Origin of the sequence: Puia sp. P3 (genome assembly GCF_050632245.1) — a bacterium.
Taxonomy (GTDB): domain Bacteria; phylum Bacteroidota; class Bacteroidia; order Chitinophagales; family Chitinophagaceae; genus Puia.
The window spans coordinates 6,534,410-6,548,190 of sequence record NZ_CP192583.1 but is presented as its reverse complement, the minus strand read 5'-3'; the positions used below and the strand labels follow the sequence as shown (position 1 = coordinate 6,548,190).

The following is a 13,781-nucleotide window of genomic DNA, read 5'->3' as shown; positions in this document are numbered from 1 at the left end:
CCTTCCCGGACTAATACCCGCAACAAGTGGCGGAAAAGAATGGCGTCGACGTCGGCCAGACACAGGCCGCCCTCCTGAAAAAAATAGAAGAACTCACGCTGTATACGATCGGGCAGGACAAAAAGGTCAGCGAGCAGAAGGCTGAGATCGGCCTTTTGAAAGACCGGCTGGAACGACTCGAACGGCTTCTTACCAATCAAGCGGGCAAATAATGAAACACTTTATAATCCTTTCCGGTCTCCTGATAATCAGCCTGGCAATCAACGCCCAGTACGTTTATAACATCAAGGCAGACAGCGTAAAGATCACCAATTGCGATTCCGCCGAGCTCATCCTCGAAAATCATACACAGGGTATACCAGGGTTCCTGTTTAATACGGGCAACGGGCGAACGATCTTTAAGAGAGGAGCCCTAAAACTAACCGATACCTCCTATCTCGTCGGCGGCGACACCGTGAAATGGAAGAATAACGCCTGGGTACAGGGCGGAAATGCCTTTGGTGCCACGGGCGTGCTTGGAACCACCGACAGCAATCACCTCGACCTGTATACCAGCAATACCCCTCAAACAAGACTGTCGAAGAAAGGCAATCTGATCGTCGGCACTACTACTATCGATAATTCCTACAAACTTCAGGTGAACGGCACTGAATGTATCAACACTTATCCACGACTGCCAGACGGCAACCGCGTTCATCTTAATTTTCAGACGGGTACGAGTTATGACGGTAGTCTGGGCTTTAACGGACACAATATGATCTTCCAGACAGCAACCCGCAATACGGGTTTCCAGTTTCGCTTCGGCGGAGATACGACGATACTGGATACGGCTCTCGCCGGCCATGGGGGCATCAAGGCATTCTACATTGCCGGCTCACCAGGAGCAAGCAATATCTCTCTTTACTCCCCAAGCAACTATATCGATTTCTACGGCCTGCAAAATGTATTCACGGACGCAACGCCGGTGTACCTCAGCTCGGGAGGCTACAACGGTATGGACGGCGTAGTGATCCAACGGAACACCCGCGATACCAATAGGCTGGACCCTCTCCTCTCAGTAAAGGAATTCGATACCGTCGTCTTTCGGGTATTGAAGAACGGAAATGTAGGTGTAGGCACCACAACCCCACAGGCCCAGCTCCACACCACAGGCACGGTTCGCTTCACCGGTCTCATCAGCGATACCACACAAACCCGGGTACTGGTATCAGACGCCAGCGGCAATCTATTTTACCGCAGCGCCTCATCGCTGGCAGAAAACCAAATCCTTCACTCCTCCCTGGCGGTGAACGGACCGATCAGAGCGAAGCAACTCACCCTCACGACCAAAGACTGGCCGGACTATGTGTTCGACAGCGCCTACCTCCGCATGCCCCTCAACGAAGCTGGAGGACTATATCCGGCAGAACAAACACCTGCCCGGAATTCCTTCGGCAGCCAGCATTCAAAAAGACGGCGTCGACGTCGGGAACACTCAGGCCGCACTGCTGAAAAAGATAGAAGAACTGACGCTTTACACTATTTCCCAGCAGAAGGAAATGGAAGCGATGAAAGAAGAAATCAAAGAACTGAAAGCCCTCATAAAATCGAAATAGCGAAATTGAAATTTGGGATAACCATATTGCTTTTAATCTTCACGACCGCGGCGCTCGGCCAGTCGGTATCGCCGGCCGGCACGCTGTCCGGGTATCAGCGCCAGACCACCGCCCGAAAGGACTCCGCCCTGCACGCAGCGGAACGCTACCTCCACGCCGGGCACCCGATAAAAGCCAAAGACACCCTCCCGGCGACAAAAAAAGCCATGCCGCGCCCGGCCCCTGTCGACAGCTCCGCCGCGCCCGACCCGGAGCGCTTTGTCCCATCCCTCGACCACGGTTCCTGCAAGATCACATTCTTCGTTCCCCTCCCCAGGGATTCCGCGGACTATCAGGCCCCCCATACTCCAGCCCCCGCACCCCCGCCGGCAGCACCCGCGCCGCGAGTTCCGTTCCTTCAGATCCACGGCAATGTCCTCTACAATCTCAACTACTACTCGCGCATCGATACGCCATACAACGAACAGAATATCTACCAGCATACGGTGCAGACCTGGCTCGACATTCTGGTGAAAGGCGAATACCCGTTCCGCATCTATCTGACCAACCATTTTAGCAATTCATCTTTGTTCCGCAACTATTCCGACTATAATTTCTCCTACAACAACAACGGATTTCTCCAGCACATAAAAGACCTCTTACGCCAGCAGCTGCTGCGCGGCATGCCCGGCCAACGACAGCTGGACAGCCTCCAGCGGGCGCTGAACGCCGACTGGCATCGACTAAAGGGCCTGGACCAGTGGAGGCCCAACGTCGATCCGAAGCAGCAAATGGTCGAAGCGAGAGAAAGAGAAGTGCGAAAGAGACTACAGGGCTCGGATACTTCAGCAAATACACATCCACCGATGGACGGCCTGGATTCCATCTATGCCAGCAAGGCAAAAGATGCCGACTCGATCCGAAAGGAGATCGCCGCGCTGCAGGGTCTTCTGCAGGTAGCCCACCAGCGTACGCAGACCGGGACCACCGGCGCGCTGGCCGAGATCCAGCAAATGAACAACCCCGCAGAGCTGCGCAAGAAGATGCCCGCACTGGGACTCAGCGATTCTTCCCTGCCGAAAGGCTATAAGACCCTGATGGCGATCAAGTCCTTTAATATCGGCCGTACCGTCGTCAACTATTCTGAGCTGTCTGCCAAAAATATCTCCGTGAATGGCGTCCAGGCGGAGTACAACCCGTCCAGCTACTACGCCTTCGCGGCGGGAAGCGTCGACTACCGTTTCCGCGACTTTATCGTACAGCAGCCCAACCAGCCCCACCAATACCTGAACATCTATCGCATCGGACAAGGACTGAAAGACGGCAACAGCGTGATCCTGACATATTTCATGGGACGCCGTCAGCTGTACAATGCGGCCACCGGCGACACGTCGACGGCCCAGGTGCCTTCTTCCTTCCTGATGGGACTCACGCTGGAAGGCAATTACCACCTCACAAAAAATATTCTTTTTACGGGCGAGATCGCCAAATCTTCGTCTCCCTCTTATTCGGATACCGCGAAAGGGAACAGCCCCGGCGCGCAGCTGTTCAGAATGAACGACCACAGCAACGAGGCCTGGTCGGCAAAAGTCAACGCCTTTTTCCCGGCGACGCAGACGAGGATAAAGGCCGCCTACAAACACCTTGCCGTCAACTATCAGTCATTTAGCATCTTCACCGACGGCTCGGCCCAGAGCGCATGGAGCGCCCGCGTCAATCAGCTGTTCTTTAAGAAGCAGCTGGACGTCACGGCCGGCGCCAATACGAACGATTTCAGCAATCCGCTGATCGGACAGGAGTACAAGAGCACGACCGTCTTTAAGAGCCTGCAGCGGCAACGTTCCGGAGAACGAACTGGCCGATCATCTCGATGGGTTATTTCCCGAGCAGCCAGATCACTAAGCTGGGCAACGGCCAGTACCTCGAGAACCTGTTCTATACGCTCGTCGGGAACATGACGCATTCCTATGTATGGCATGGGCTCATGATGAACAGCTCTCTGGTATATACACAGTTCTACAACCGCGCCAGCGATTCCGGATTTACCTATTTCAATACCCGCAACCTGATGCTGAGCCAGTCCCTCTTCCTCGACAAGTTCACCTTCCAGCTGAATGCTTCGGGGGCGTCCAACCAGGACTACGAGTTGTATATGCTCGAAGGCAAGGTCCAGCACTCGATCGGAAAGAACCTCCACCGTCGGCGCGGGTATCAAATACAACAGACAAACGGTATATAATATCGATCAGTTGGGCTATTCCGCGGAGGCCGGCGTCCAGCTAAACCGGCTCGGACAGATACAGCTGTCTGCCGACAAGGGATTCATCCCCGGCATGAACAAACAGCTCGTGCCGGACAATACAGGTCGCCTCACCTATTTAAAAACATTTTGAACCGATGTTTATGTATAAGAAAAGATTACTTCTCTGTCTGCTGGTTCTGCTGTCCATGTTCTCCCGGGCGCAGATCAACATGACCCTCCAGGTGCCGCCTGTCGGTGTGCTGGTAAAGAACCAACTCTGGAACATGCTATTGGTCAATACGGGAAACCGCAGCTTGACGGTGGGCGTCACGATGGTGCTGCTGGACCTGAAGACCAACCAGCCGGTACTGACGGGCACGACCCTTCCCTTTGTGCTGGACAGGGGCGCCCGGCAGATACAGGCCAAAGACCTGGGGCCGATCGAATACACCTATAACGGTCCCGCCATTCCGGGAGACAGGGATGCGAATGGGATGCTTCCGATCGGGAACTATCAGGCTTGCTATACCGTCTATACCGGTATCAAGGACAGGCCGGTGGTGGAGAATTGCATCCAGCTTTCCGTCGACCCGCTGAGTCCACCCCTGTTGAATACACCCGTCGACGAAGGCAGCACCTATTCCGCCTGGCCGCAGTTCACATGGCTGCCTCCTACGCCGCCCGGTATTTTCAGCGACCTCAGCTACGCAATGGTACTGGTCGAGGTCCTGCCGGGTCAGGGAAAGGCGGATGCCGTAGAGCAAAATATCCCCGTCTACAGCGGCGGCTTTATCAGGAATCTTTATCTGAACTATCCTCCTTCTTACCGGAGCCTCGATACAGGAAGACTCTATGCCTGGCGCATAGTGGCGATGAATGCCGGCCAGCCGGCCGCTATGAGCGATATATGGACCTTCCGGGTGACGACGCCGCCGAAGCCTACACTGCGCACGGACCATTCCGCATACGTCGAACTCAGACGCGGCCTTGATCCGGCCGTTGCATCCGCCGGAAGCTCGCTAAAATTCACCTACGAAAATGTTCCGGCCGACAGCGTCGTCCAATTTACCATCAGCAGCATACAGGAGCCGGGCAATCCGGTCGTACAGAAGGGACGGCTCACGCTGGACAGGGGACGAAACCTGCTGGAAGTGCCGCTGGCCGCCAGATACAGCACCGGTAAAATATACCTGTTTCAATTTGTCAATAGCCGCAACGAAACCCGGACCCTGAAATTTACCTGGACATCCGGCAGATAGCCCTGTTCATCACGAATTAACGACTTAAAGACTATTTACCATGATAGTAGTTCTAGCTCAGCGATTTAGAAAACATATTGCCTTATTCCTGTACATCGTGTTCTATTCTGATCTGCTGATGGGCGCAGCTGGGCACCTGCGCTACTACAACAGCGTGACCCGCGGGACGATCATCCTCGACCTGCCGTTGTCCGGAAGGCGCATGGAGCAGCCGGCCGCAGCCGAATCCCAAACCGTCGGCACCGAATCCTACATCACCACCGCGGCAGCCCCATTCATCGGCGGCCCCAGCCAGCCGGAAATGCAGTCCTTCTCCCCCGTGAACGCCAACAATATGGTCGACCTGTTCTCGGGCGATTTCTCCTACAATATCCCCCTGCTCGACGTCGGCGGCTACCCCGTCAATATCTCCTACCACAGCGGCCGTTCGATGGACGAAGACGCCAGCTGGGTGGGCCTGGGATGGAATATCAATCCGGGCAGCATTACCCGCGACATGCGCGGCCTGCCCGATGATTTCAACGGCGGTGACGACACGCTCAAAAAGTGGCCTCCATCAAACCCAATATCAACTGGGGTGTGAGCATGAGCAGCGATATAGAGACCATGGGTGTGCCGCTGGCCGCATGGGGCGGCGGGATCTTTCATTCGACCTACAAGGGATGGGGCCTCGAGGCCAACGTGAATCCTTCTCTTAGCATGAGGCAGCAAATCGTTCGGCCATCTGACAGGTAAGCTGAGTATCACCGACAATTCGCAGGAAGGGATAACGGTCAATCCGAGTCTGGGCTTTACTCTACTGTCCAAGGACTTTGGCAGCGATGGGAATGCCTCTCTTGGACTACAGCTCAACGCGCCTTATAATTCCGAGGTCAGGCATCAGGGAACTACAGCTCGGCCTCAACTCGAGCGTGCTCCAAAAAGTACACGATCAGAGTAAGATCAGGGACGTCGGCTACGGCCTTCCCATGGCCGGCATTTCCTTTGCCTGGTCCACCTACACTCCGGGCATTTCGATTCCGATGACCAACTACAATTTTACGTTTACCGCCAAACCCGGTTTTGAATACGCCGTTAGCCACCCGGACTTCTATCTCGCCGGCTCCTATGGAAGGGAATATATAGCCGCAGACGACACCGCCATGCTGGTACCGGCCTATGGCTATCTCAATTTTCAGAACAGAGGCAGCGCATGGTCCGCGCTGACGGACTTCAATCGGGAAAAAGAAATGGAGTACCGCGAAACCCCGGCCATCCCGAACATCGCCGTCCCCTCCTATACCTACGATATCTTCAGCATCTCGGGTGAAGGCAACGGCGGGATGTTCCGCGCATACAGAGGCGATATTGGTTTCATCGCGGACCATCTGACCTCCAGCAAAACGACCACCGGCAAACTGAGCATCGACTTTGGCGCCGGCAATCTTGTACACGGAGGAACCGACCTCAACGCCAACTATTCCGTCTCTCAGGCCGGCCCCTGGCTCGCGGAGAACCCCTGCGCAACACCGTCGATTTTCGCAAAAGCAACGGCAACTTCGAATCGGTCTATTTCCGCAACCCGGGAGAGAAGACCATCAATACGACCGCTTTTTACAACCAGATCGGCGGCGACAATACCGTAGCCGTTCAGCTGGCACAGCCCGGAGGCGGCCCTTCCATTACCACTCCAATCTTCTCGGCCTCTATAAAGGCGCACAAAAACTCGGCGTCGATACGCTGAAATCCGACAGCGCAATCAGGAAGACCAGGGGACAAAAGAAGCCAGGTCATATCCTACCTGACCGCCCAGGAGGCGTCGGTGTCGGGACTGGACAAGTATATCAACCGCTATACCGTCAACGAGTTCGGACATTCCTGCATGAATGACGCGCCGCCAGCCGACACAGGCGTAGGCACCGGCCTCTATGGCTATTACTTCCGGAACATCGAGTTGAAAGGCACGCCGAATATCGTCCAGGACTCAGCGATCAACTTCGACTGGAACGACCAGAGCCCTTTCAATTACGACTTTCATGGCTTCCGCAACAGAACCGATCCCAGCTTTCCCAAAGACTTTACCATTCGCTGGCTGGGACGACTGAAGGCGCCTGTTTCCGGGACCTATACGTTCGGCTTCAGAATGGACGACGGATTCCGTTTTTGGCTGGACGACACGCTCCTGGTCGACGACTGGCATATGCACCGCGACATTTGGGACACAAAACAAGTGACGCTGGTTGCCGGAAAAATGTATAATGTCCGCGCGGAATTTCTTGACGGGGCGCAAAAGGCTTTCATCAGATGGATGTGGAGAAGACCCGACTACACCGGTACCGACGCTTTCGACCACGACAGTCCCGACTTCGTCACGAAGAAATACCTGTTTCCGCCGGTGTTTTCCGATACGGTCCCCGTCAATCAGTTTCTTACACAGGAAGACAGGGTCAACAGCTTCCGTAAAGCCAATCATATTTCCGAGATCGACGTCCTCAACCCCGACGGAAGAAAATACGTCTATGGCATTCCCGTCTACAATCTGGTCCAGAAGGAATCGAGCTTCAACGTGGAGAAGGGCCGGGGAACATACTCACAGGAATGACTACCTACAGCTCAGACCAGAACTCGGTCAGGAACAATAGCGGAAAGGACGGCTACTACAGCAGACAGGAACTGCCCGCTTATGCCCACTCCTTCCTGCTGACGGGGATCCTTAGCCCCGACTACGTCGACGTGACAGGAGACGGGATCAGCGATGACGACCTCGGAGACGCCGTCAAATTCAACTATTCGAAGACCGCGGGCATCGCCAACCCCTATGGCTGGCGCGCCCCCTATGACTCTTCCGCGACATATAATGAAGGGTTCCGCAGCTACGACCGCGACGACAAGGGACACTATATCTCGGGCTCGAAAGAACTCTGGTATCTCCATACGATCGAATCCAAAACGATGGTCGCTACCTTCAAGCTCCAGCCCAGGGCCGACCTGATGGAGATCAGCGAGGTCGGGACCAAGAGCAATTCAGGGAAGGCGATGTGCCTGAAAGAGATCAACCTCTATTCCAAGGCCGACTTCATGGCCCATGATACCTTTGCCATCCCGATAAAGACGGTGCATTTTGAATATTCCTACGAGCTTTGCCGTGGGATCAACTCGCACGTCAACGACTCCGGGAAGCTGACCCTGAAAAAGATCTGGTTTACCTACAACGGGAATAACAAGGTCACGCGTAATCCTTACGTGTTCAACTACAACAGCACGAACCCGCGCCTATGGCTTTAGCCAGACCGATAAATGGGGCAGCTATAAGGACCCTGCACAGAATCCCGGGTCTACCACCGGCAACCCCATCCCCAATTCGGAGTATCCCTATGCTTTGCAGGACAGCGCAACCGCCGCCGCCAATGCCGGGGCCTGGATGCTCGATTCGATACAGCTGCCTTCCGGCGGCCGGATCAAAGTGAAATACGAGAGCGACGACTATGCCTTCGTCCAGAACAGGCGGTCTGCGCTGATGTGCCGCATTGCGGGTATCGGATCGGATTCAGTCCACTTTTCGAACCGGCTCTATAACTTCTTTAAGGGCGACGGACTCTATGTCTATGTCAACGTGCCCTACGCGCCTACATCAAAGGCGGACCTCTATGCCCGCTATCTCGACGGCATCGGAAAATTATTCTTCAGACTCTATATCGGTATGCCGAAGGACGATTTTGGCAGCGGCTCCGATTACGTACCCTGCTACGCCGATCCGGACGTTGCCGCGGGCAACTGGTATGGAATTGTCAACAGCCATACCATCTGGATCAAGGTAAAAGGCGTAAACGCAGCGGGCGACCAGGACGGAAGCCTCAGCCCGCTGGCCCAGACTGCCATCAATTACCTCCGGCTTAATCTCCCGTCGAAAGCCTATCCGGGATCTGAGTTGAACGACGACCTGACCGTTACCGACGGGTTGAAGATCCTGCTCAGCATGCTGACTAATATCGTCAGCCTGTTCAATGGGTACAACAATACCGCAAGGGGCAACGGCTGGTGCAGCGTCGTCGATACGTCGGCCAGGTCCTTCGTCCGGCTGGACGATCCCTTCCTCAAAAAACTCGGCGGCGGTCTTCGGGTAAGATCGGTCCTGATCTATGACAATTGGAAGAACATGACCAAACAGAAACAGCGGGAAGCCGTATACGGTCAGAACTACGACTATACGACAACCCGTTCGGTCAACGGCATAATGACGAAGATCAGCAGCGGGGTGGCCGCCTGGGAACCTTCATTGGGCGGAGAAGAGAATCCTTTCCACCTGCCCATCGAATACCTGGACAAGGTCTCCATGCTTGCCCCTGCAGCGATGAAATACTCGGAGGAGCCGCTCGGCGAATCCTTCTTCCCCGGACCGACCGTCGGGTACAGCAAAGTGCGCGTCCGCACGATACACGCAGCCAATGTTAAGTCCGCCAACGGCTATTCAGAGTCGACGTTCTATACGAGCTATGACTTCCCGACGCAGTGGGACTATACCAGGATCGACCCGGACACCAAAAAAGATACAAACCGATCCTGAGTAATTTCCTGCGCATCAACTTTAAGAACTTCGTTTCTGTGTCGCAGGGCTTCAAAGTGGAACTGAACGACATGAATGGCAAGCTTAAGACCGAGGCGACCTATTCGGAGACCGATTCCGTACATCCGCTCAGCTATACCGCCAACTACTATAAGGTAGACAACCAAAATGTCGAGTTCAAGCACTTGAACAATACCGTGGCGGCGATAGACCCACAGGGCAATATCGACGGCAATGCTTCCATCGGAAAAGATGCCGAGCTAATGACCGATATGCGCGAGCACGTGTCCAATGGTACAGGCGCTAATATCAATGTCAACGTCGACGTGTTTATGGCGGGCATCTGGCCGCTGGCCCTGCCCGACCTCCTCAATCTTTACCAGCACGAGACGACGCAGTTCCGCTCGGTTGCCCTGACCAAGATCATCCAGCGCTACGGCATTCTGGATAGCGTGGTGCATATTGACAAAGGCAGCAAGATCTCGAGCAAGAACCTCCTTTATGACGGGGAGACTGGTGATCCGATCCTCGTCCGGACCCAGAACGAATTTGACGATTCGCTCTTCCAGTTCACCTATCCTTCGCACTGGGCGTATAAGGGAGCCGGACCGGCCTATCAGAATATCGGCGTCCGCTTCGACCACCTGCGGATCGATAAGGGCAGGATCACAAGTAGCCTGGGTGGACCGGCTTCATCCTTCTTTACACCGGGTGACGAGCTGCTCGTCAACAGCCGGGTGACGGTCATCCCCAATTGCGATACCACGAAGATCGTTCCGGAGTCCTTCCCCGACAGCTACCAGCTCTGGGTCGTAGATTCCATTCCTTCGAACGGAGGCACCCCTGTACCGTATATCGTGGACCAGTTCGGTACACCGTTCTCGGGTAACGACGTTTCACTGAAGGTGGTAAGGTCGGGTTACCGCAACATCGGTGGAAGCGTTGGTGCCATCACCTCGCTGGACAATCCGATGGTCCCGGGTGGCGTGGGCGGATATCATCTGGTCCTCGATTCGTCGAGGAGGGTGATCACGGCCTCGGCCGCCGAAATGCAGCAGCAATGGCGCGTTTCCGACAAAAGGAGGTCCAACGTCCTGTCCGCCTGCGTCTATACGCCGCAAGATAGCGCGCTCGCAGCGACCGAAGGTTGCACCTGTCTGCAGCCGTTCTTTGCCTATCTCATCTCGAGCCACAAACTATATTCCAGCTATCTCTTCCCGCACGAGACGGTCGGTAGTCTCGCGGCCGAGGCAGGTATCGACGTCAACAGCTGCACCATCCTGAAGAATAATGCTTCCATGACCTTCCACGTTATGACGCCAAACCCTAACGGTACCGTATATATGGCCGCGATCGGCAAGGACATCGTTTCCATACAGAACGTCTCGGGCATGCCGCTGAACCTCTACAGCATGACCAGCTATTGCGATGGCCAGGGCAACGTCCGCTTCAGAACGCCCGGCGCCATTATCCCCGGACCGGACACGGTAACGCTGAACATCAGTCCCGATTCTTATGTGAACCTGATCTCTTCCATTGGCACCAGCTGTCCCTCCTACGTCGACTCGCTGCTGCAGACGGACTCTTTGTCGGACCAACTGCTCGTGGAGAACAGCCTCAACGTCGGAGGCATCTCCCGCAATGCGTCCCCGGTCCTGAATTTCGGCCGTCTCGACCGGATCTTGCCCGGCGACAGCGTTCTGTCTGCAAAGCTGATCCTGCACGCCGACCAGCGCGGGCACCTGCCGCCGCAATATTCCAACGCCAATTCGACCAACCCGCAGGATTCCATCGGGATTTCCCTGTCGCAGCCCGCCGGTTGGTTCCCTCACCAGCCACTGGATACAATGCTTTACCAGGCCTATTACACTCCGTTTTTTAGCGGCGCGGCCAATACAACGGCATTCCAGGACTTGTCCCTCGACCTGACCAACTACGTCAACGGATATATCCACGGGAGCTATGCGTCTACCGCTTTTGTACTGGCTCAGGGCGCCGGAGGGATGCATTCTACCTTCGGATTCGACTCGGCGATGATCGCCGCTCAGGCAGTGCCGCCCTATCTGGCCGGCGGCGTTGGCAACTACTACGCGACCTATTATTCCCCGCGCTACACGGATTCGACAAAACGCCCCGTGCTGCAGGTTAAATATCTGCGCTATCACGGAGGCGACACCAGCGGAGCTCTGCTGGCGTTCAATTCGACCGTCAACTGTACTACCGTATACGGCCGCTCCTGCTACAGTGCCATTACGGATACGCTGGTCAATCCGTTCAAATACGGGATCACCGGTAACTACCGGCCACAGCGGTCCTATGTATACTACGGCCGCAGAAAGGAGACAGATCCAAATGCGACTGTCGATATCCGGACGGCCGGCGTCATCAACAGCTTTGCTCCGTTCTGGACGCTTAGCTCCGGAGTCTGGTCTCCGTCTTATGACACGACCCGCTGGGTCTGGAACAGCCAGACCACCCTCTTCAACAGAAAGGGCTTCGAGCTGGAGAATAAGGACCCCTGGGCCGCTACAACTCCGGTATCTATGGATATGGGCTTACCCTGCCTACGGCGGTGATCCAGAACAGCCGCTATCAGGAGTCCGCTTTCGAAGGTTTTGAAGACTACGGCTTCGTTCCCAACAGCTGTGACAGCACCTGCGCAGAGGCGAGACCGTTCGACTTCTCTTCCTACCTGACAAATATATCCGACTCGATGGCCCACTCGGGGCTGTACAGCCTGCGTGTGGCTTCCGGCAGTTCGATCAGTATGGTAGGCCTGCGCTGGTGGCGGCGGCCCCCGACCCGGAAAATCCCGTCCTGACAGACACGCTTGGAGCAGGCGTTTGCGGCAGCGGCCCCCGTTTTGCCGGGATGAAAGCCTCTGCAACGAGTGTCGTTCCTCCCTTCAAACCCTTCGCCGGAAAGAAAATGCTGGTAGGCGCATGGGTGAAGGAAGAAGACAGCTGCACCTGCCAGACCTATGCCAACAACCATATCCTGGTCGGATTTAGCCTGTCGGGCGGCGGCAGGCTCATCCGTCTCGCTGCAGGCTTCCGGAAATATGATCGAAGGGTGGCAGCGCTACGAGGGAGTGGTGACCGTTCCGGCAAATGCCGTCTCCGTCAGTCTTACCCTTCAGGCATCGGCTTCGTCTGTGACCTATTTTGACGACATCCGCCTGCATCCTTTCAATGCGGAGATGAAATCCTATGTATACAATCCGGTGAACCTGCGGCTGATGGCCGAACTGGATGAGAACAACTACGCCACGTACTACGAATACGACGACGACGGAACGCTGATCCGCGTGAAGAAAGAGACGGAAAGAGGGATCATGACCATCAAGGAAACACGTAGCGCACTATTGAAAGACGAATAAAAGAGACCACAATGAAATTTTGGCTTATGAAAAGGGAAATACTTGTATTGGCTGTCTGTTTACTTTTTGCCGGAGGGACATTGCGGGCGCAGGACAGCGCGGCCAGTGGTCGGCGCCTTTGTCCAAAAGATCCAGCATGCCTACGAGCAGGCACGGTATCTGGGATTCAATATCGGCTACTACTACTCCAATGCCGACAAACCCAATTCCATTCTGGATTCGCTATCCGGTCAGGTCCAGATGGACAAGGGGAGGAGCCGACTCATGATGCAGGGCACGGAGACCGTCGTCAACGACAAGTATTCCATTCAGGTCAACGAAGACGAGAAGACCATCTATCTGGCCGCGGCGCACCGGGCCAATACCGGCAATCCCTGGCGATGCTCGACAGCGTCTTCGCACATTTGGGCGGTATCCGGGTGCTCGTCAGAAAGGAAGGCGAGCAGGACCTGATGAGTCTTCAGTTCCCTCCCGGCAAGCCGTACTCGCGGATGGAGATCCGGGCGGATAGCCGGACGGGCTATTTCAAGAGGATCGACTATTGGGTCAACACGGCCCTGGCGGCAGGGAAAGAAATGGTCGACCGGCCGGGCAATTCGTCGCCCTATCAGGCCCAGGGGAAGATGGAGATCGTATTCAGCGGGTATCAGAACGGGCATTTCGACGAGGGCGTTTTCAAAGAGGACAAATTCTTTAACAAGCTGGCTGCCGGCCGTTTTGAGCCCAGCGGCCGCTATAAGGACTATCATATTTTATTAGCTTCTTCAAACCTATAATCCTGAGT

General features: G+C 55.3%; 17 protein-coding genes. All 17 read left to right on the top strand.

Features of this window, described 5'->3' with window-relative positions; translation table 11 throughout:
* Positions 1 to 26: 26 nt before the first annotated feature.
* The 17 genes from ACQ86N_RS41260 to ACQ86N_RS41180 all read left to right on the top strand — a co-directional run bounded on the left by ACQ86N_RS41260 (position 27) and on the right by ACQ86N_RS41180 (position 13,773).
* Positions 27 to 212 (top strand): hypothetical protein, encoded by a 186-nt coding sequence (locus ACQ86N_RS41260; RefSeq protein WP_431212124.1) that lies wholly within the window; start codon positions 27 to 29, stop codon positions 210 to 212.
* Positions 212 to 3,532, top strand: coding sequence for a hypothetical protein (locus ACQ86N_RS41255; protein WP_431212123.1), 3,321 nt, complete (start codon positions 212 to 214; stop codon positions 3,530 to 3,532). Before ACQ86N_RS41260 ends, ACQ86N_RS41255 begins: the two co-directional genes overlap by 1 nt.
* Positions 3,529 to 3,813, top strand: a complete 285-nt coding sequence (locus ACQ86N_RS41250) for a hypothetical protein (protein WP_431212122.1) — start codon at positions 3,529 to 3,531, stop codon at positions 3,811 to 3,813. Before ACQ86N_RS41255 ends, ACQ86N_RS41250 begins: the two co-directional genes overlap by 4 nt.
* Before the next feature lie 10 nt (positions 3,814 to 3,823).
* Positions 3,824 to 3,967, top strand: a complete 144-nt coding sequence (locus ACQ86N_RS41245; RefSeq protein WP_431212121.1) for a hypothetical protein — start codon at positions 3,824 to 3,826, stop codon at positions 3,965 to 3,967.
* A gap of 10 nt (positions 3,968 to 3,977) precedes the next feature.
* The gene (locus ACQ86N_RS41240) at positions 3,978 to 5,075 is read left to right on the top strand and encodes a hypothetical protein (protein WP_431212120.1); all 1,098 of its coding nucleotides are present in this window, start codon (positions 3,978 to 3,980) and stop codon (positions 5,073 to 5,075) included.
* Positions 5,076 to 5,115: 40 nt separating this feature from the next.
* Positions 5,116 to 5,658, top strand: a complete 543-nt coding sequence (locus tag ACQ86N_RS41235) for a hypothetical protein (RefSeq protein WP_431212119.1) — start codon at positions 5,116 to 5,118, stop codon at positions 5,656 to 5,658.
* Positions 5,622 to 5,810 carry a hypothetical protein gene (locus ACQ86N_RS41230; protein ID WP_431212118.1) on the top strand — a complete coding sequence of 63 codons (189 nt, stop codon included), beginning with the start codon at positions 5,622 to 5,624 and terminating at the stop codon, positions 5,808 to 5,810. Before ACQ86N_RS41235 ends, ACQ86N_RS41230 begins: the two co-directional genes overlap by 37 nt.
* A gap of 86 nt (positions 5,811 to 5,896) precedes the next feature.
* Positions 5,897 to 6,700, top strand: coding sequence for a hypothetical protein (locus ACQ86N_RS41225; protein ID WP_431212117.1), 804 nt, complete (start codon positions 5,897 to 5,899; stop codon positions 6,698 to 6,700).
* Between the two features lie 176 nt (positions 6,701 to 6,876).
* The gene (locus ACQ86N_RS41220; protein WP_431212116.1) at positions 6,877 to 7,656 is read left to right on the top strand and encodes a PA14 domain-containing protein; all 780 of its coding nucleotides are present in this window, start codon (positions 6,877 to 6,879) and stop codon (positions 7,654 to 7,656) included.
* Positions 7,653 to 8,339, top strand: a complete 687-nt coding sequence (locus ACQ86N_RS41215; protein ID WP_431212115.1) for a hypothetical protein — start codon at positions 7,653 to 7,655, stop codon at positions 8,337 to 8,339. Before ACQ86N_RS41220 ends, ACQ86N_RS41215 begins: the two co-directional genes overlap by 4 nt.
* A gap of 94 nt (positions 8,340 to 8,433) precedes the next feature.
* Positions 8,434 to 9,618, top strand: coding sequence for a hypothetical protein (locus ACQ86N_RS41210; protein WP_431212114.1), 1,185 nt, complete (start codon positions 8,434 to 8,436; stop codon positions 9,616 to 9,618).
* A gap of 38 nt (positions 9,619 to 9,656) precedes the next feature.
* On the top strand, positions 9,657 to 12,194 hold the full coding sequence (locus ACQ86N_RS41205) for a hypothetical protein (protein ID WP_431212113.1): 2,538 nt from the start codon (positions 9,657 to 9,659) through the stop codon (positions 12,192 to 12,194).
* A complete protein-coding gene (locus tag ACQ86N_RS41200) occupies positions 12,191 to 12,439 on the top strand; it encodes a hypothetical protein (protein WP_431212112.1) in 249 nt (82 codons plus the stop codon). The genes ACQ86N_RS41205 and ACQ86N_RS41200 overlap by 4 nt, the downstream gene beginning before the upstream one ends.
* Before the next feature lie 50 nt (positions 12,440 to 12,489).
* Positions 12,490 to 12,786, top strand: a complete 297-nt coding sequence (locus ACQ86N_RS41195; protein ID WP_431212111.1) for a hypothetical protein — start codon at positions 12,490 to 12,492, stop codon at positions 12,784 to 12,786.
* Positions 12,773 to 12,997: a hypothetical protein gene (locus ACQ86N_RS41190; protein ID WP_431212110.1), complete on the top strand. Its 225-nt coding sequence runs from the start codon at positions 12,773 to 12,775 to the stop codon at positions 12,995 to 12,997. Before ACQ86N_RS41195 ends, ACQ86N_RS41190 begins: the two co-directional genes overlap by 14 nt.
* A 105-nt stretch (positions 12,998 to 13,102) precedes the next feature.
* A complete protein-coding gene (locus ACQ86N_RS41185) occupies positions 13,103 to 13,450 on the top strand; it encodes a hypothetical protein (protein WP_431212109.1) in 348 nt (115 codons plus the stop codon).
* Positions 13,417 to 13,773, top strand: a complete 357-nt coding sequence (locus tag ACQ86N_RS41180; protein WP_431212108.1) for a hypothetical protein — start codon at positions 13,417 to 13,419, stop codon at positions 13,771 to 13,773. The genes ACQ86N_RS41185 and ACQ86N_RS41180 overlap by 34 nt, the downstream gene beginning before the upstream one ends.
* Positions 13,774 to 13,781 lie beyond the last annotated feature (8 nt).

What these genes read in the sequence shown, in the direction of transcription:
- ACQ86N_RS41255 (WP_431212123.1), top strand. Translation starts at nt 212, where the DNA reads ATGAAACACTTTATAATCCTTTCCGGTCTCCTGATAATCAGCCTGGCA.
- ACQ86N_RS41250 (WP_431212122.1), top strand. Translation starts at nt 3,529, where the DNA reads ATGACGCATTCCTATGTATGGCATGGGCTCATGATGAACAGCTCTCTG.
- ACQ86N_RS41240 (WP_431212120.1), top strand. Translation starts at nt 3,978, where the DNA reads ATGTATAAGAAAAGATTACTTCTCTGTCTGCTGGTTCTGCTGTCCATG.
- ACQ86N_RS41235 (WP_431212119.1), top strand. Translation starts at nt 5,116, where the DNA reads ATGATAGTAGTTCTAGCTCAGCGATTTAGAAAACATATTGCCTTATTC.
- ACQ86N_RS41225 (WP_431212117.1), top strand. Translation starts at nt 5,897, where the DNA reads ATGGGAATGCCTCTCTTGGACTACAGCTCAACGCGCCTTATAATTCCG.
- ACQ86N_RS41215 (WP_431212115.1), top strand. Translation starts at nt 7,653, where the DNA reads ATGACTACCTACAGCTCAGACCAGAACTCGGTCAGGAACAATAGCGGA.
- ACQ86N_RS41195 (WP_431212111.1), top strand. Translation starts at nt 12,490, where the DNA reads ATGAAAGCCTCTGCAACGAGTGTCGTTCCTCCCTTCAAACCCTTCGCC.